Below are 18,763 nucleotides of genomic sequence, written 5' to 3'. Positions count from 1 at the left end.
GAAATAACGTGAGAAGAGGCAGTATTATTGGCTATGATCTGAATGAAAATACCTGTCAGATCAGTTATTACGATGAGAAAAGCGACGAACCGCAGACGTTTGAGTATGCACAGGGACAGTCGCTGATCCCTCTGAAATTAGGTTATATAAAAGAACAATGGGTATATGGAAAGGAAGCAGAACTGCTGGAACAGAAGAATCCGTCCTGCGTGGTGTCAGATCTGTTCGGCAAGGCAGTGCAGCGTAAGAAAGTGCGGATTGGAAGTAAAGTCCACGATGCAGTCTGGCTTCTGGCAAAATTCGTAGGACTTACACTGGAGGATTTTGAAGATATCCGGTTTATTACATTTTCTACGCCATATACGAATATTGATATGTCTAAGATGCTCAAAGGAATCGGCAGGCATCTTGGCGTAGACAAGGAGAATATTTACGTGCAGGATTACAAAGAAGGATTCTGCCACTATATGTTTTATCAGCCAAAAGAGCTGTGGCAGTATGAATCAGCGATGTTTTTCTGCGATGGACAGACGATCAGAGCGTATATGCTCCGGAGGATGAATGTGGCAAATGGTCAGAACCGTGATATGTTTGTGACGGTAGATGAAGTCGCAAGTGCGCAGATCCAGGAGATGGAAGCGATTTACCCTGTGCTGAATAGGGAAAAAGCGAAGAGCGCGGATGAAAGTTTCCGGCTGTTTATCCAGAATGTGTTTGAGAAAAAGGTCGTATCGTCTGTGTACCTGACCGGGGCGGCATTTGAAAATAAATGGTATCCGAATTCATTGAAAGTGCTCTGCAACGGAAGACGTGCATTCGTGGGTGATAATCTGTACAGTAAAGGTGCCTGCTACACTTCCATGCGAAAATATCGCAATTATAATGAAGGACCGGTATATCTGGATGACACACGCATGACAGAACAGATCAGTCTGCGTATGCGCATTGGTGGCAAAGAAGGATGGTATCCGGTCGTTGCTTGGGGAACACACTGGTATGAAGCAGATGGACAATGGGAGGTAATCCTGGAAGATACATCTGATATTGAGATTCATGTGGAGACTCTTGCCGGAGATGAACTCCAGGTAGAAAAAGTATCTCTGGATGGTCTGAAAGAGCGGAGAGATTATTCACTCCGCCTGCGGATCGAAGTGATGTTTCTGGATGAAAGAACCTGTAAGATGACATTCAAGGATGTCGGCTTTGGAGAATTTTTTGAAGCTTCGGATTTTCAGGTGGAAAAGGTTATACATTTAGGAGGAATCAATGGGCAGTTTAATTCTATGTCATAAAAAACATGCCAGACAACCATATGTGATTGCCAGAGGCCATATCAGGATCTATACATTAGAGGAGCTGTGTTATTTCATCTGTAATAATCTCTATCTGATCGACTATACACTGATCAACAGACAGCTGTGTGAGTGGATCAGGACGGAGCTGCAGATGTATGAACTTGCAGATGCGCTGCAGGAAGAGCTGGATAACCATTGCACGGAAGAAGATTTTATTCTTAAGATATTGCAACAGTCAACAATGTATGCATCTTCGGAGATTATAAAGATACAGAGTATTCTGGAAAAGCTGCAGGATCAGAGAGAAGTGGAGAGATTCAAGCTGAAAGCGGACAGCCTGATGAAAAACGGAGAATACGCAGATGCGATTCTTGTTTACCGGACGATCATTGATGGTAAGCGGGATGATTCGGTAGGAAAGCCGTTTTATGCAAAAGTGTATGGTTGTCTGGGAAGTGCATACGGCAGACTTTTTTTGTATGAGGAAGCGGCACAGGCGTATGAAGAATCTTACAAACTGCAGGAGAACGAAGATGTGTTAAAAGCGTATCTTTACTGCAACTATCATGCGCTTCCGGAGGAAGAGTATACAAAGATGTTGTCAGGCAATTCCAGATATCTTGGTATTGATGCGGAATTAAAAGAAAAAAGAGCAGATATCCGTGCCGATATTGAGATTGGTGAAGAAGGAAAAGAAATTGAATACCGAAAACGCCGATATCGTGGGATTGACAAGAAATAAAGAATATGATACTATAACAGAGCAATTTAGCGTGGTAAAGTAATCAATTGATGAATTGATAAAACAACGCAGTATGCAAAGCAGACATACCATGAATACAGGAGGATGAAGTTATGAAAAAAAGACTGGCGATGGTGCTTGCAGTGACGCTACTTGCAATGACAGTGTTCGTAGGCTGTGGAAGCAAGGATAATAGCTCTGACAAAAGTAGTAAGAAAGAATATACCGAGAAGAAGTCCGGTGACAAATTTACCGTAGGATTTGACCAGGATTTCCCACCGATGGGATTTGTTGGTGACGATGGCGAATATACAGGATTCGATCTGGAACTGGCGCAGGAAGTGTGCAAGAGACAGGGATGGAAGTACGTCGCAAAACCAATCGCATGGGATTCGAAAGATGCAGAATTAAAATCCGGTGGAATTGACTGTATCTGGAACGGATTTACCATGGATGGAAGAGAAGATAAGTATACATGGTCCAAACCATATCTTAACAATGAACAGGTATTTGTAGTCAGAAAAGATTCTGGTATCAAATCCGAAAAAGATCTGGAAGGAAAAGTCGTAGACGTTCAGACAGATTCTTCTGCGCAGGCTGCGTTAAAAGAAAAGGCAGATCTGTCTTCAACTTTTGGCAATCTGGAAGTTGTAGCAGATTATAATACAGGACTTATGAATCTGGAATCCGGATCCGCAGATGCAGTTGCTATGGATACAGTTGTAGCTGCTTACCAGATTGAAAAGAGAAAAGCTGATTTCACAATCCTGGATTATGAGATTGCAGCAGAGGAATACGGAGTAGGATTTGCCAAAGGAAATAAAGCAGTCCGTGATCAGGTAGAGAGCACATTGGAAGAGATGGCAAAAGACGGAACGATGGCTAAGATTTCCAAAAAGTGGTTTAAGAAAGATATTACGATCATTGGTAAATAATTAAAATAATTATAAAATAATCAAAAGGGGCTGTCTTTACAGACGGCCCATTTTTCTAGGAGAGGAGACATTCCTATGACAGTATCAATTATGTTATCGAAGCTGGGGGAAGGAATGGTAGTCACATTAATGCTTTTTGCAGTGACACTGTTGTTTTCATTACCGCTTGGGCTTCTGGTTTCGTTTGGACGTATGGCAAAAAATGTAGTTATCCGTACTATTTTTAAGGCATACATATCGATCATGCGTGGAACACCGCTCATGTTACAACTTATGGTAATTTATTTCGGCCCATATTATATATTCGGCATCACAAACAGTCCAAGCTGGAAGAACAGTGCAGTTGCAATCGGATTTGTGTTAAACTATGCGGCATATTTTGCCGAAATCTACAGAGGTGGCATTGAATCCATGCCGAAAGGACAGTATGAAGCGGCACAGATATTAGGATACAGCAAGGCACAGACATTTATGCGCATTATTCTTCCGCAGGTAATCAAGATCATTCTTCCATCTATTACGAATGAGACGATTACACTTGTAAAGGATACATCCCTTGCATTTACAATCGGAATTATGGAGATGTTTACAATCTCTAAAGCACTGGCTGCATCACAGACGACGATGCTTCCATATGTATTTGCGGGAATTTTCTATTATGTATTTAACCTGATTGTGGCATTTTTGCTTGAGTTTCTGGAAAAGAAACTGAATTATTATAGATAGGAGGAGATGTCATGAGCTTATTGGAAATTAATCATATGAAAAAAAGTTTCGGAGAAGTGGAAGTTCTAAAAGACATTTCCATGAAAGTAGAAGAAGGAGAAGTGTTTGGCATTATTGGACCGTCCGGTTCGGGAAAATCTACACTGCTGCGTTGTGCAACGGGACTGGAGACACCGGATTTCGGCGAGATCCATTATAATGGTACATTCGGTCTTGTTTTCCAGAACTTTAATTTGTTCCCTCATTTTTCAGTTCTGAAAAATATTGTGGATGCGCCACTTCGTGTGCAGAAAAGAAACAAAGAAGAAGTATACAAAGAGGCACGGGAACTTCTTAAAAAGATGGGACTTGCTGATAAGGAAAACGCATATCCTTTCCAGCTGTCGGGAGGACAGCAGCAGCGTGTATCTATCGCAAGAGCACTTGCAATGAAACCGGATATTCTCTTCTTTGATGAACCTACATCAGCACTTGATCCAGAGCTGACAGGTGAGATATTGAAGGTTATCAAAGACCTTGCGGCAGAGCATATGACGATGGTGATTGTTACACATGAGATGAATTTTGCAAAGAATGTATCCAACCATATCATATTTATGGACGGCGGTGTGATCGCACTCCAGGGAACGCCGGAAGAAGTATTTGGTTCGGACAACGAGCGTATGAAAGAGTTCTTAGGAAAGTTTGCCGAAAATTAAATGTATTGATTTTCGGCAGACCTTGTATTATACTAATCGAGTAATGGAGTAAATTGAAAACGAATAAGGAGTCTTGCATTCATGGGTGAATTGGAAAAAATGACAACAGGTTTGAGCGAGGAATGCGGAGTGTTTGGAGCCTATGATATGGACGGAGGCGATGTTGCCCCATCTGTATATTATGGGCTTTTTGCGTTACAGCACAGAGGACAGGAAAGCTGCGGCATTGCTGTGACAGATACATATGGTGAACGCAAAGTGCATTCAAAAAAGGGACTGGGACTTGTAAATGAAGTGTTTGATGAAGAAGCGTTACAGACACTGCACGGTAATCTGGGCGTTGGACATGTCAGGTATTCAACAGCAGGAGGAACGAGAGCAGAGAATGCGATGCCGCTTGTACTGAAATATGTCAAAGGTACACTGGTAATTGCGCATAACGGTAATCTAACGAATGCGATCGAGCTGAGAAGAGAACTGGAGTATACCGGAGCTATTTTCCAGACAACGATTGATTCGGAAGTGATCGCTTATCATATTGCACGTGAAAGACTGAATGTTTCCTGCGCAGAAGATGCAGTAAAAAATGCGATGAAGAAGATCAAAGGTGCCTATGCGTTGGTCGTGAGTTCACCGCGTAAACTGATCGGAGCGAGAGATCCATTTGGATTGAAACCACTGTGTATCGGTAAGAGAGACAATACATATTTTCTCGCATCAGAGAGTTGCGCAATTGCTGCTGTAGATGCAGAGTTTGTACGTGATGTGGAGCCGGGAGAGATCGTAACAATTACGAAGAATGGTATTACTTCTGATAAGTCTATGGCAATTTCGCCTGAGAAGCAGGCAAGATGTATTTTTGAATATATTTATTTCGCGCGTATGGACAGTACGATCGATAATGTGAATGTTTATCATGCACGTATCCTTGCTGGAAAGGCACTGGCAGAGTCCTATCCGGTAGAGGCAGATCTGGTTGTTGGTGTGCCGGATTCCGGTCTGGTGGCTGCAAAAGGCTATTCTGAACAGTCAGGAATCCCTTATGGAATGGCATTTCATAAGAACAGCTATGTCGGAAGAACATTTATTAAGCCGAAACAGAGCCAGAGAGAGAGTAGTGTAAAGATCAAGCTGAATGTAATTGAAGAAGTTGTAAAAGGCAAGAGAATTGTTATGGTAGATGATTCGATTGTTCGCGGAACAACAAGTGCGAATATTATTAAGATGTTGAAGAAAGCAGGGGCAAAAGAAGTGCATGTAAGAATCAGCTCGCCGCCGTTTTTGCATCCATGTTATTTCGGTACAGATGTTCCGTCAGATGATCAGCTCATTGCACATTCACATACGACAGAACAGATTCGGGAGATGATCGGAGCCGATTCTCTTGGATATATGGAAGTTGAGAAGTTGAAAGATATGGTTGGGGATTTAAGTTACTGTGATGCCTGTTTTACAGGCAATTATCCGATGAAAGTGCCGGGCAGAGATGTATCCCTTGCCTTTGAGTAGAAGATATAAATTATTTAAATATAATTCAGAATAAGGAGAAAAAAACGATGACAAACGACAGATATCAGAGCCCACTTTCAGAAAGATATGCCAGCAAAGAGATGCAGTATATTTTCTCGCCGGACAAGAAGTTCCGCACATGGAGAAAACTGTGGATCGCACTTGCAGAGACGGAGAAAGAGCTGGGACTTCCAATCACCCAGGAACAGATTGATGAATTAAAAGCGCATGCAGAAGACATTAATTATGATGTCGCAAAGGAACGTGAAAAGGTAGTGCGTCATGACGTAATGTCTCATGTATATGCATATGGAAAACAGTGCCCGAAGGCGAAAGGAATCATTCATCTTGGAGCAACATCCTGTTATGTAGGAGATAATACAGATATTATCCTGATGTCCGAGGCACTGGATATTGTGAAGAAAAAACTGGTAAATGTAATTGCAGAACTTGCCAAATTTGCGGATGAGCATAAGAATCTGCCGACGCTTGCATTTACACATTTCCAGCCGGCGCAGCCGACAACGGTTGGAAAACGTGCAACTTTGTGGATGCAGGAATTTATGATGGACTTGGAAGATCTGGAGTATGTAAAAGGAAGCTTGAAGATGCTTGGCTCAAAGGGGACTACCGGTACACAGGCAAGTTTCCAGGAACTGTTTGATGGAGATCAGGAGACGATTGATAAGATCGATCCAATGATCGCACAGAAGATGGGATTTGAGGCATGTTATCCGGTTTCAGGACAGACTTACTCCAGAAAAGTAGATACAAGAGTAATTAATGTACTGGCAGGAATTGCTGCGAGTGCACACAAATTCAGCAATGACATCCGTCTGCTTCAGCACTTAAAAGAAGTAGAAGAACCATTTGAAAAGACACAGATCGGATCATCCGCAATGGCTTACAAGCGTAATCCGATGAGAAGCGAGAGAATTGCATCTTTATCCAGATATGTGATAGTAGATGCGCTGAATCCGGCAATCACATCTGCAACGCAGTGGTTTGAGAGAACGCTGGATGATTCCGCAAATAAACGTCTGAGTGTGCCGGAAGGATTCCTTGCAATTGATGGTATTCTGGATCTCTGCCTGAATGTTGTAGATGGACTGGTTGTATATCCGAAAGTAATCGAGAAACGTCTGATGTCAGAGCTTCCATTTATGGCAACAGAGAATATTATGATGGATGCTGTAAAAGCAGGCGGTGACCGTCAGGAGTTACATGAAAGAATCCGTGAGCTTTCTATGGAAGCAGGACGCAATGTAAAAGAAAAAGGGCTGGACAATAATCTTCTGGAACTGATTGCAGCAGATCCGGCATTCAATCTGAGTGTTGATGAACTGAAGAAGACAATGGATCCGTCCAAATATGTTGGACGCGCACCGGTTCAGGTAGACAATTATCTGAACAATGTTGTACGCCCAATGCTTGAAGAGAATAAAGAAATTCTTGGAATGACAGCGGAAATTAACGTGTAAAATATATGGAATATATAAAGAATATCTATAGATGAAACGAATAGATAGAAGTTACAAACGTGCAATAGTAATTGTGACGAAAAAATCTTTAATGATGAAAATAACTTGACAAAAAAACGGTGTAAGCGAACGAGTTTACGCCGTTTTTTGTATGTAAAATAATAAGCGCGATTGCACACAATGTATAAAATACACAAAGAAAATATAGAAGGTTTTGTACATATTGCGCTGTATATAGATAAGTGTTATGATAGGTGTAATGAATAAGTTCGTATAAATATACGGAAAATCTATACAAAGAAAAGGGGGATGTAACAATGAAAACATTAAACGATCTTGTTCTGACAATTCAGCACTATCTGTCTGATTATGTGTTGATCATCGCACTTCTCGGAGGTGGAATCTGGTTCACATTTAAGCTTGGTTTTATTCAAGTACGTGGATTTGGAGAAGGAATGCGCCGGACTTTTGGCGGCCTGTTCAGTAAAAAAGGCAATGCTGACAAAGATGGAATGTCATCATTCCAGGCACTGGCAACAGCAATTGCAGCTCAGGTAGGAACCGGTAATATCGCCGGAGCGGCGACCGCTCTTGCAATCGGAGGACCGGGAGCTATTTTTTGGATGTGGATTGCAGCATTCCTGGGAATGGCAACGATCTTTGGCGAGGCTGTACTTGCACAGAAGTATAAGCAGGTAGGATCTGACGGAGAGATCACAGGAGGACCTGTATATTATATCCGTGCAGCATTTAAAGGAACGTTTGGAAAAGTACTTGCCGGAATTTTTGCAGTATTGATCATCCTGGCGCTTGGATTTATGGGTAATGCAGTACAGTCCAATTCCATCGCAGCAGCCTTCCATACAGCATTTGGTGTGCCACAGGCAGCAGTTGGTGTTGTAGTTGCACTGATCGCGTTATTTGTATTCGTAGGTGGTATGCAGCGTATCGCAAAAGTAACAGAGACGATCGTACCGATCATGGCAGCTTTCTATATTCTTGGTGCGCTGATTGTTATTATTTATAATTATAAGAATATTCCATATGCATTCCAGGCAATTGTCGTTGGAGCATTTAATCCGTCAGCAGTATCCGGTGGTGCTGTGGGTGCGACATTAAAACTTGCGCTTACAAAAGGTGTTGCAAGAGGATTGTTCTCTAATGAGGCTGGTATGGGTTCTACCCCACATGCGCATGCAGTTGCAAAAGTAGATCATCCGGTCGAGCAGGGATTTGTTGCAATGATCGGTGTATTTATCGATACGTTTATCGTACTAAACCTGACAGCATTTGTAATTATTACAACGAAGTCTATTCCAAGTGGTAAGACAGGTGCAGAGTTAAGCCAGTATGCATTCTCTACATTGTATGGAAAAGGCGGAGATATCTTTATCGCGATTTGTATGTTCTTCTTCGCATTTTCAACAATTATTGGCTGGTATTTCTTTGGACAGGCAAATATTAAGTATCTGTTTGGACCAAAAGCTGTAAAAGTATATTCCGTATTAGTTGCTGTGTGCGTAGTGCTTGGATCACTTGCACAGGTAGATCTCGTATGGAATATGGCAGACTGCTTCAACTCCATGATGGTAATTCCGAACTTTATCGGTCTGATTGTTCTGAGCGGTACGATTAAGAAGTTGCATGATGATTACTATCAGAACTTTAAAAAGAATAAATAGATATTATCTATAAGTGGATGAAATGCAGGACAATCATAAATGTTGTTTTTTATAGACGTTTTAATAAATATTATAAAATCGACTAATAAATATAACAAAAATCAGGAATGGAAATTGTGCATACTCACTAAAATAATATTAATTAGTATAATGGGTTGCAAAAAAAGTTACAATAAGTTATTATAGATACAGGCAATAAATAATATAAAAAATGTCTATGAAAATTGTGTAATGATTTTCTATGAAAAGAATATTCGTGGGATGATGTTTTCCAAGAGAGAGTTGAACGGATCAGCCGCCGAAGAGGCAAGCCGGACATACATGGTGGGTATGCAAAAAGGTGAAACTTTCAGGCAAAAGGACTGGAAAATGTACCACATTCTGAATCTTGTGCTGTGTGATAAAGCTTATCGATGATTTCAATTTATCAGGGCAAAAGACAGGAAGGACGCCGTAGATATAATTGTATATCTGGACGTCCTTTTTTATTTGGAATACCGATGACTTTTATTGTATTTATCGATTGCCGAGGCAACAGGCCGGAAAGGAGGATACGGTTCAGGATGAACAGGGGGAAATATATAGTCTTGACCAATAATCCACTGGTCTTCGATAAGCTTGAGAAGACACACGAAGTAATATATCTGGAAACTACTTATGAAGGACTTCTCCGGGAAGTCAGAGACAGAATACATGACGGACATTTACTTCTGACGCATCCGTTATCCGGAAGCGTGAAGCCAAATGAGACACCATACAAATCGGTTTTGATTTCAGCTGGAAAGGAGGAAGTGGACAGAAGGTCGCTTACGATTATAGAAAATGCAATCGATGCATGCCATAAATTCCAAGATAAGACTGGACGATATGGAGAAAGCGTACTGGAAGATTTTCAGTTGATTGACTGGACTCTGCTGGAAAGCGGCCTGGCATCAGCAGATGCCTGGTAAGTCATTGAGTGAGGTTGTCGAGCGTTGCAGCTTAAACAATATAATTTTTTTAAGGAGGGAACTTAAAGTGAGATTAGAAATGGGACACATTTACATCAAGGATATTCAGTTTGCATCTGAGTCAAAGATTGAAGACGGAATCCTTTATGTATCCGAAGAAGCCGTTAAGGCAGTAGCTCTTGAGGACGAAAAGATTAAGAGCGTATCATTTGACATTGCAAAACCGGGTGAGTCTGTAAGAATCACACCTGTTAAAGATGTTATCGAACCTAGAGTTAAAGTTGAAGGAAGAGGAGGAATCTTCCCGGGAGTTATCTCTAAAGTAGACACAGTTGGAGAAGGAAAGACTTACGCATTAAAAGGAATGGCTGTTGTTACAGCTGGTAAGATCGTGGGATTCCAGGAAGGTATCATTGATATGACAGGTCCTGGAGCAGATTACACACCATTCTCCAAGACATTAAACCTGGTTATGGTATGTGAGCCAATTGACAATATCAAACAGCATGAATACGAAAAAGCAGTTCGTTTCGCTGGATTCAGAGTTGCAACTTACATTGGTGAGTTAGCACGTGATCTGACACCGGATGAGACAAAAGTTTACGAGACATGCACAATCAAAGAAGGAATGGAAAAATATCCGGACCTGCCGAGAGTTGCATATGTACAGATGCTTCAGAGCCAGGGACTTCTTCATGACACATATGTATATGGTGTAGATGCTAAGAAAATCGTTCCTACAATTTTAAGCCCTACAGAGATCATGGACGGAGCAATTGTTTCCGGTAACTGTGTATCTGCATGTGATAAGAACCCTACATATGTTCATCTGAACAACCCGGTTGTACATGACTTATTTGAACAGCACGGAAAAACATTAAACTTTGTTTGCCAGATTATCACAAACGAGAACGTATATCTTGCTGATAAACAGCGTTCTTCTGACTGGACAGCAAAACTTTGCAAGATGTTAGACCTGGATGGAGTTATTGTATCTCAGGAAGGATTCGGTAACCCGGATACAGACCTTATCATGAATTGTAAGAAGATTGAAGCAGAAGGCGTTAAGACTGTAATCATCACAGACGAGTATGCCGGACGTGATGGAAAATCTCAGTCACTTGCTGATGCTGATCAGGCTGCTGATGCAGTAGTAACAGGCGGAAATGCAAACCAGGTAGTTATCCTGCCGAAACTTGACAAAGTAATTGGAACTCTTGACTATGTAACAAAGATTGCTGGTGCAAGTGAAGAGACACTGCGCGAGGACGGATCTCTTGAAGTTGAGCTTCAGGTTCTGACAGGCGCAACAAACGAAACTGGTTTCAATAAACTGAGTGCAAGATAAGGAATGGAGGATATAGAATAATGGCTAAATTAAAAGTTGTTCATTACATCAATCAGTTCTTTGCACAGATTGGTGGAGAAGAAAAAGCAGATTACCCGGTTGAACTGCGTGTTGGCGAAGTTGTTGGACCAGGTATGGCATTAACACAGAATTTTAAAGACGAAGCAGAGATCATTGCAACAATCGTATGTGGTGACTCTTATTTCAACGAGAATCTTGAAAAAGCAAAAGCAGAGATTCTTGAGATGGTTAAAGAACAGGCTCCGGACATCTTTATTGCAGGACCGGCTTTCAACGCTGGACGTTACGGAGTTGCCTGCGGTACTATCGCAGCAGCAGTTCAGGAAGAACTTGGTATTCCTTCCCTGACTGGTATGTATGTAGAGAACCCAGGTGCTGATATGTTTAAAAACCAGGTATACATGGTCTCTACAAAGAACAGTGCAGCAGGTATGAGAGACGCTGTTAAGAAGATGGCTCCTCTGGCTGTTAAACTTGGAAAAGGTGAGAAAATCGGTTCTTCTGCAGAAGAAGGATATATGCCGAACGGTATTCGTGTAAACTTCTTTGAAAAAGAAAGAGGATCTCAGAGAGCTGTTAAGATGCTCATTAAGAAACTGGCTGGAAAACCTTTCGAGACAGAGTTCCCAATGCCAGACTTCGACAGAGTTGATCCGAATCCGGCTGTAAAAGACCTTGCACATGCTAAGATCGCATTAGTTACTTCCGGTGGTATCGTTCCGAAGGGAAATCCGGATCACATCGAAAGTTCAAGTGCTTCCCACTATGGTGAGTATGATATTACAGGTGTTACGGATCTGACAGAAGACACATATGAGACAGCTCATGGTGGATACGATCCAGTATACGCAAATGAAGATGCTGACCGTGTACTTCCTGTTGACGTTCTTCGTGATATGGAAAAAGAAGGAATTATCGGTGAGTTACATCACTTATTCTATACTACAACAGGAAATGGTACTGCTGTTGCATCTGCAAAAGCATTTGCTGATGAATTCTCCAAGAAACTGGTAGCTGATGGAGTAGATGCAGTAATCCTCACATCTACTTGAGGTACCTGTACACGTTGCGGTGCAACGATGGTAAAAGAAATTGAGAGAGCAGGAATTCCGGTAGTACATATCTGTACAGTAACACCAATTTCCATGACAGTTGGTGCTAACAGAATCGTTCCGGCTATCGCAATCCCTCATCCACTTGGAAATCCGGCACTGGATAAAGATGAGGAAAAAGAACTTCGTCGTAAGATCGTAGAGAAAGCTCTGAAAGCTCTTACAACAGAGGTTGACGGACAGACTATTTTCGAGTAGAGTATGAGAATACTATTAATGAAAAGGAGACGTAACAGACATGGATAAGATTTATGATGTTATCGTTCTTGGTGCAGGACCTGCCGGATTAGCGGCAGGACTGTATGCAGGAAGAAGTCGTCTTTCTGTACTGATTCTTGAAAAAGGACAGGACGGAGGACAGATTGCAATCACAGATGAGATCGAGAACTATCCGGGACAGATCGTAGAAGGTGAGTCCGGACCGTCCCTGATCGCAAGAATGACAGAACAGGCAGCTAAATTCGGAGCTGAGCGTGTATCTGACACAATTACAGAAGTATCTCTTGAGGGAGATGTAAAAGTGTTAAAGAGCTCAAAAGCAGAATACAAAGCAAGACATGTCATCCTCGCTACAGGAGCTCATGCAAGACCAATCGGATGCAAAGGGGAAGCAGAGTTCACAGGAAAAGGTGTTTCTTACTGTGCAACATGCGATGCAAACTTCTTTGAGGATTTCGAGGTATACGTAGTTGGTGGAGGAGACTCCGCAGTAGAAGAAGCTATGTATCTGACAAAATTTGCAAGAAAAGTTACAATCATTCACAGACGTGACGAACTTCGTGCTGCAAAATCCATTCAGGAAAAGGCTTTCAAGAACCCAAAACTGCACTTTATGTGGGATACAGTTGTAGAAGAAGTCGGTGGAGATGATATTCTCCAGTGGATGAAAGTGAAAAATGTGAAAACTGGTGAAGTTACAACAGTGGAAGCAGATGAAGAAGACGGAATGTTTGGTGTGTTCGGATTTATCGGAACAGTACCGAATACAAAACCGTTTGAAGGAATTATCGACATGGATGAGCGTGGATACATCAAGACAGATGCAGACATGCATACAAACATCCCGGGTGTATATGCAGCAGGTGATGTTCGCGTGAAGAGCCTGAGGCAGGTAGTAACTGCAGCAGCTGACGGAGCAATCGCAGCCGTTCAGGTTGAGAGAAGTATGTCAGATTATTTCTAAAACCTTTTTAATTCGTCAAATTTTGTATTTAATAAGGAGAGATAAGCAATGTTAGAAGTAGATAAGAAAACATTTGAAGAAGAAGTATTAAAAGCAGAAGGATATGTATTTGTAGACTTTTTCGGTGATGGATGTGTTCCATGCCAGGCTCTGATGCCAAAAGTACATGAATATGCAGATACATATGGTGACAAGATGAAATTCACATGCCTGAATACAACAAAGGCACGTCGTCTTGCAATCTCTCAGAAAATCTTAGGTCTGCCGGTTATGGCAATTTACAAAGACGGAGAGAAAGTAGAAGAGCTGGTAAAAGATGATTGTACACCAGAGTCTATCGAAGAGTTGATTAAGAAATACATCTAATCTGGATGTTGTTTCTATAATCATAGATATTTGATCAAGTTGTTAGTATACAATACAAGAAAGGAGAAAGAGTAATTATGGCTATTTTAGAAGGCAAAAAAGCAATAATTATCGGAGACCGTGATGGAATTCCGGGACCGGCTATCGCAGAATGCGTAAAAACAGCTGGTGCTGAAGTAATTTTCTCATCAACGGAATGTTTCGTCTGAACAAGCGCAGGCGCAATGGATCTGGAAAACCAGAAGAGAGTAAAAGAGTTCGCAGAGGAGTATGGTGCAGAGAACTTAGTAGTAGTTCTTGGTGCAGCAGAAGGCGAAGCTGCAGGTCTTGCAGCTGAGACTGTAATGTTAGGCGATCCTACTTTCGCAGGTCCATTGACAGGAGTCCAGCTTGGACTTACGACTTATCACGTATGTGAGCCAGAGATCAAAAAGGAATTTGACGAAGCAGTTTATGATGAACAGGTAAGCATGATGGAAATGGTTCTTGACGTAGACGACATCGTAGATGAGATGAATGCTATCAGAGAGCAGGCAGCAGAAAACTAATCATTTTTTGTTAAAGATCATGTTGTGTTTAGAGGGCGAACCCGGTGCGATCCCCGCATAAGGGGAGCCCTCTTTTTGTCTTGATTGTATACGACAAAGTAAAAGTTTACGTAAAAGGAAAGGTGGAAAACCAATGAACAGTGTAATTAAGGGAGCAAGCTATGTATTAGCACACACTCCAGATATGGTTTTATATAATGGAACAACTCAGACAACAGAAAGAATCGTTAACCCGGAATCAGAGTATCTGAAAGAGGTACCGAAGCACTTACGTTCTTATGAGGATGTTGTAGCTTACTGGCCGAACCAGACATACATCGGAAATGCTCATCCGGATCAGTTAGCTGAGATTGAGTTCCCATACTTCGACAAGAAGATGGAAGGCGCAGAGCGTTATGGAAAATATGGTGAGATCATGCCGGAAGAAGAGTTCCTTCTTTTAGTTCAGGCTTGTGATATGTTTGAAGTAGTAAGACTGGAGAAAGCATTCGTAGCAGCACACAAAGATGCATTTGCAGCTGACCCGGTTATCACTGAAGATATTGTAGCTCTGTTACATGAAGGTGTAGAGATCGATGAGATCGAAGCACTGATTAAAGACGATCACGCAGAGCCTCTTTACTTCGAAGACAAATTAGTTGGATGTGTAAAACCAGCTCATGATATCGATGTAAACTTATCTTCTCACGTTATGCATGAAAACTTAATGAGTAAAGCATCTAGTGTTTTAGCACTGCTTTACGGAGTTAAAAATGCAGGAATCGAAAAATCTGACGTAGAGTATGTTATCGATTGTGCTGAGGAAGCATGTGGAGATATGAACCAGAGAGGTGGAGGAAACTTCGCTAAAGCAGCAGCTGAGATTGCCGGACTGTCTAACGCTACAGGATCTGACGCAAGAGGATTCTGTGCAGCACCGACACACGCACTGATCGAAGCAGCAGCACTCGTTAAATCCGGAGCATACAAATGCGTAGCTGTTACAGCAGGTGGATGTACAGCTAAATTAGGAATGAACGGAAAAGACCATGTGAAAAAAGAACTTCCGATCTTAGAGGACTGCCTGGGCGGATTCTGTGTGATCATCGCAGAGAACGACGGAGTAAACCCGGAGATCGATCTGAACATGTTAGGACGCCACACAGTAGGAACTGGATCTGCACCGCAGAACGTAATCGGAAGCCTGGTAGCTGATCCGCTTGACAGAGCAGGAATGAAGATTACAGATATCGATAAATTCTCACCGGAGATGCAGAACCCGGATATCACAAAACCGGCAGGAGCAGGAGATGTACCGCTTGCAAACTATAAGATGATCGCTGCTCTGGCAGTAAAGAGAGGCGAGCTTGACAGAAAAGAGCTGGCAGCATTTACAAAAGATCACGGACTGACCGGATGGGCACCGACACAGGGACATATCCCGTCAGGAGTACCATTTGTAGGATTTGCACGTGAAGATATCTTAGAAGGAAAGATCAAAAATGCCATGATCATCGGAAAAGGAAGTCTGTTCCTTGGACGTATGACAAACTTATTCGATGGAGTATCTTTCGTAATTCACGGAAATACAGCAGCTGAAGAAGAAGCAGCATCCGGAGTATCAGAGGAAGAAGTAAAAGGCTTAATCGCAAAAGCAATGAAAGATTTTGCAGCGACCCTGATGGCAGAATAAGGGGGTACATTATAATGGCAGATAAAATTGAAAAAATGATCGCAGAGACCTTCCTTGAGATGGCGCAGGGACTGGAAACAGGAAGCTTTGGTAAAAGACCGAAGATCGCGCTTACAGGAATGGGATCTGAGCATGGCGAAGAGAATGCGATGGAAGCAGCGCTCATGGCTGCAAAAGAAGGGATTGATGTTTATTACATTGGATCTCTGGAAGCAGAAGGCGTTACAACCGTCAAAGTGGCAGATGATGAGGAAGGCCACAAAAAGATGGAAGAAATGCTGGCAAACAAGGAAGTAGACGGAGCAGTTACCATGCATTTCCCATTCCCGATCGGAGTATCCACAGTCGGACGTGCGATCACACCATCCAAGGGAAAAGAAATGTTCGTGGCAAATACAACCGGAACATCTAGTGCAGACCGTATCGAAGGAATGATCAAGAATACGATTTACGGAATCATTGCAGCAAAAGCATGTGGAAAAGTAAATCCTACAGTTGGAATCCTGAATGTAGACGGTGCACGCCAGACAGAAAAAGCATTAAAAGAATTAAAAGAAAACGGATATGACATTACATTTGCAGAGTCAGCAAGAGCAGACGGTGGATGTGTCATGAGAGGAAATGACGTACTGCAGGGAACTCCGGATATCATGGTAACAGATTCCCTTACAGGAAATATCCTGATTAAGATGCTGTCTTCATACACAACGGGAGGAAGCTATGAGGCAACAGGTTACGGATATGGACCTGGAATCGGAGAAGGATATGACCAGTTAGTCATGATCGTATCAAGAGCAAGTGGAGCACCGCTTATCGCAGGAGCTATCCGCTATGCAGCACAGCTTGTAAGAAGCAAAGTATTTGAAATCGCAAAAGCAGAGTTTGCAGCAGCAAACAAAGCTGGATTAAAAGCGATTCTTGAAGCAAGAAAGGCAGCGAACAAACCGGCAGCGGCTGAAGAAGATGTAAAAGAGCCACCGAAGGAGATCGTTACAAGCCAGATCGCAGGAATCGAAGTTATGGATCTTGAGGATGCAGTTAAAGTCCTGTGGAAACTCAATATTTATGCAGAGAGCGGAATGGGATGTACCGGACCGATCATCCGTGTATCGGATGCAAATCTTGCAAAAGCTGAAGAAGAATTAAAGAAAGCCGGATATATTAATTAGTCTGATGATAAAAAAGTCATAGTCTGACCGGGTGGCGTTTTGACAATGTGTCAAGACGCCACTTTCTTTTATTTGTGAGTCAATTTATAATGAACTTATAAGAGAAAGAACCGGAAAGGCTGGTGGCATTATGGAACTCGTATTAAAGAAATTAAATCAGGGATTGGAACTGGAAGGAATATGTGCATTCCGCAGTAAGATGACAACAAGAAATACTGTGACCGGAATATTTGTTCTGGTAAGTCTGGCACTCTTATATCTGGGCGTGACAACCTGGAAGGGAAAAGGAGAAGGATTGCCGGACGGGGCCGCCATGCACCAGGCGGTGACAGAAGAAACATATACAGGACCGGCAGGAGCGAATCTATTTGCAGGAACAGCAGGAGCGAACCTATTTGCAGGAACAGCAGGAGCGAAAGTTAATTTTAAAGATATGTCTGAACATAGAAAAGCAGCTATGGGAATGACAGTGTCTGGAAAGACAGATGTAAAATCAGCACTTAAAACAAAAGCATCAGTTACAAAATCGACCGCTGCAAAAGCACCAGTTGCGAGATCATCAGTTGCGAGATCAGCAACCAGAGTTTCAAAGCCTGCTATGAAAAAGTCTGTGAAGAGATCGTATGCAGCAACAGTTAGTGAATCTGAAAATGAGACAAAGGCGGCAACTGTCAAAGAATCTGTGAAGACGGCTCTTTCGGATTCTTCGGTGGCAGAAGATACAAAGAAAAAGCTGGAGACGGAAGTTCCATGGAGTGTGACACTTGATGCTAACGGTGGTATTCCGGCAACTCGTGAGTATTCTTTTGCAGAAAAGACATTTTCAGAAAAGGATTTTGAAGTACCGACAAGACTTGGAAAAGTATTTACCGGATGGTATGAAGATGTAGGATGTACAAAGCCATTTTCAGGAGTAATAGATGTGAAAAATATCCGTTTGTATGCCGGCTGGAAAGAATTTGATGGATTTGTATGTGATGCAAATGGTTACGTAACAGCATGTACCAATGCAGATGCAATGCTGAGAGACGGATTTCTTGTGCTTCCAACATCTGCTTCATGCACAGGGATTGCGGCAAGTGCATTTGATGGAGTGGAAGATCGGATCATGGAAGTATATATTCCGGCGAACATTCATTATATCGCAGAAGGAATTTTTGACAGACTTCCAAATCTTCTTTATATAGAAGCAGCGTCCGGAAATCCTTATTATTACAGTGAAGAAGGTGTATTGTACAGAATAAATGGAGAAATTGTTGCAACACCGCGAGGTTGATATTTGGAAAATGTGGTGATATAATGTGTTGGATTAGGTACATAGGAGCT

General features: G+C 42.1%; 17 protein-coding genes and 1 riboswitch. All 17 genes read left to right on the top strand.

The window, feature by feature from the left end; translation table 11 throughout:
- The first annotated feature begins 8 nt into the window (after positions 1-8).
- The 17 genes from DXC04_RS06895 to DXC04_RS06815 all read left to right on the top strand — a co-directional run bounded on the left by DXC04_RS06895 (position 9) and on the right by DXC04_RS06815 (position 18,713).
- Entirely contained in the window at positions 9-1,292 is a 1,284-nt protein-coding gene (locus DXC04_RS06895; RefSeq protein ID WP_021860727.1) for a DUF5716 family protein, read from the top strand.
- Complete coding sequence (locus DXC04_RS06890) at positions 1,267-2,037, top strand: hypothetical protein (RefSeq protein ID WP_117537333.1); 771 nt, start codon at positions 1,267-1,269, stop codon at positions 2,035-2,037. The genes DXC04_RS06895 and DXC04_RS06890 overlap by 26 nt, the downstream gene beginning before the upstream one ends.
- Before the next feature lie 113 nt (positions 2,038-2,150).
- Positions 2,151-2,972: an amino acid ABC transporter substrate-binding protein gene (locus DXC04_RS06885; protein WP_118660548.1), complete on the top strand. Its 822-nt coding sequence runs from the start codon at positions 2,151-2,153 to the stop codon at positions 2,970-2,972.
- Positions 2,973-3,047: 75 nt separating this feature from the next.
- Positions 3,048-3,698, top strand: a complete 651-nt coding sequence (locus DXC04_RS06880; protein ID WP_118660546.1) for an amino acid ABC transporter permease — start codon at positions 3,048-3,050, stop codon at positions 3,696-3,698.
- 11 nt (positions 3,699-3,709) lie between these two features.
- The gene (locus tag DXC04_RS06875) at positions 3,710-4,396 is read left to right on the top strand and encodes an amino acid ABC transporter ATP-binding protein (protein ID WP_118660544.1); all 687 of its coding nucleotides are present in this window, start codon (positions 3,710-3,712) and stop codon (positions 4,394-4,396) included.
- A gap of 81 nt (positions 4,397-4,477) precedes the next feature.
- Positions 4,478-5,905, top strand: a complete 1,428-nt coding sequence (gene purF, locus DXC04_RS06870; RefSeq protein WP_021860722.1) for an amidophosphoribosyltransferase — start codon at positions 4,478-4,480, stop codon at positions 5,903-5,905.
- A gap of 47 nt (positions 5,906-5,952) precedes the next feature.
- Positions 5,953-7,386, top strand: a complete 1,434-nt coding sequence (gene purB / locus DXC04_RS06865; RefSeq protein WP_021860721.1) for an adenylosuccinate lyase — start codon at positions 5,953-5,955, stop codon at positions 7,384-7,386.
- 317 nt (positions 7,387-7,703) lie between these two features.
- Positions 7,704-9,068, top strand: a complete 1,365-nt coding sequence (locus DXC04_RS06860; RefSeq protein WP_118660542.1) for an alanine/glycine:cation symporter family protein — start codon at positions 7,704-7,706, stop codon at positions 9,066-9,068.
- A gap of 262 nt (positions 9,069-9,330) precedes the next feature.
- A riboswitch (glycine riboswitch) is annotated at positions 9,331-9,443 on the top strand.
- 188 nt (positions 9,444-9,631) lie between these two features.
- Positions 9,632-10,018: a GrdX family protein gene (locus DXC04_RS06855; protein ID WP_021860719.1), complete on the top strand. Its 387-nt coding sequence runs from the start codon at positions 9,632-9,634 to the stop codon at positions 10,016-10,018.
- A 67-nt stretch (positions 10,019-10,085) separates the two neighbouring features.
- Positions 10,086-11,366 carry a glycine/sarcosine/betaine reductase component B subunit gene (locus DXC04_RS06850; RefSeq protein WP_021860718.1) on the top strand — a complete coding sequence of 427 codons (1,281 nt, stop codon included), beginning with the start codon at positions 10,086-10,088 and terminating at the stop codon, positions 11,364-11,366.
- Positions 11,367-11,386: 20 nt separating this feature from the next.
- Positions 11,387-12,697 carry a glycine reductase complex selenoprotein B gene (gene grdB / locus DXC04_RS06845; protein ID WP_117537329.1) on the top strand — a complete coding sequence of 437 codons (1,311 nt, stop codon included), beginning with the start codon at positions 11,387-11,389 and terminating at the stop codon, positions 12,695-12,697.
- Positions 12,698-12,737: 40 nt separating this feature from the next.
- The gene (gene trxB, locus DXC04_RS06840) at positions 12,738-13,682 is read left to right on the top strand and encodes a thioredoxin-disulfide reductase (protein WP_021860715.1); all 945 of its coding nucleotides are present in this window, start codon (positions 12,738-12,740) and stop codon (positions 13,680-13,682) included.
- Between the two features lie 48 nt (positions 13,683-13,730).
- The gene (trxA, locus tag DXC04_RS06835) at positions 13,731-14,048 is read left to right on the top strand and encodes a thioredoxin TrxA (protein ID WP_021860714.1); all 318 of its coding nucleotides are present in this window, start codon (positions 13,731-13,733) and stop codon (positions 14,046-14,048) included.
- Between the two features lie 77 nt (positions 14,049-14,125).
- Positions 14,126-14,596, top strand: coding sequence for a glycine/sarcosine/betaine reductase complex selenoprotein A (gene grdA, locus DXC04_RS06830; RefSeq protein WP_117537328.1), 471 nt, complete (start codon positions 14,126-14,128; stop codon positions 14,594-14,596).
- 133 nt (positions 14,597-14,729) lie between these two features.
- Entirely contained in the window at positions 14,730-16,268 is a 1,539-nt protein-coding gene (grdC, locus tag DXC04_RS06825) for a glycine/sarcosine/betaine reductase complex component C subunit beta (RefSeq protein WP_021860711.1), read from the top strand.
- A gap of 14 nt (positions 16,269-16,282) precedes the next feature.
- The gene (gene grdD, locus DXC04_RS06820; RefSeq protein WP_021860710.1) at positions 16,283-17,437 is read left to right on the top strand and encodes a glycine/sarcosine/betaine reductase complex component C subunit alpha; all 1,155 of its coding nucleotides are present in this window, start codon (positions 16,283-16,285) and stop codon (positions 17,435-17,437) included.
- A 130-nt stretch (positions 17,438-17,567) separates the two neighbouring features.
- Positions 17,568-18,713, top strand: a complete 1,146-nt coding sequence (locus tag DXC04_RS06815; RefSeq protein ID WP_118660540.1) for an InlB B-repeat-containing protein — start codon at positions 17,568-17,570, stop codon at positions 18,711-18,713.
- Positions 18,714-18,763: the final 50 nt, after the last annotated feature.

Source organism: Dorea sp. OM07-5 (genome assembly GCF_003481355.1).
Classification (GTDB): Bacteria; Bacillota; Clostridia; order Lachnospirales; family Lachnospiraceae; genus Dorea_D; species Dorea_D hominis.
This window is presented reverse-complemented; position numbering and strand designations above follow the sequence as displayed.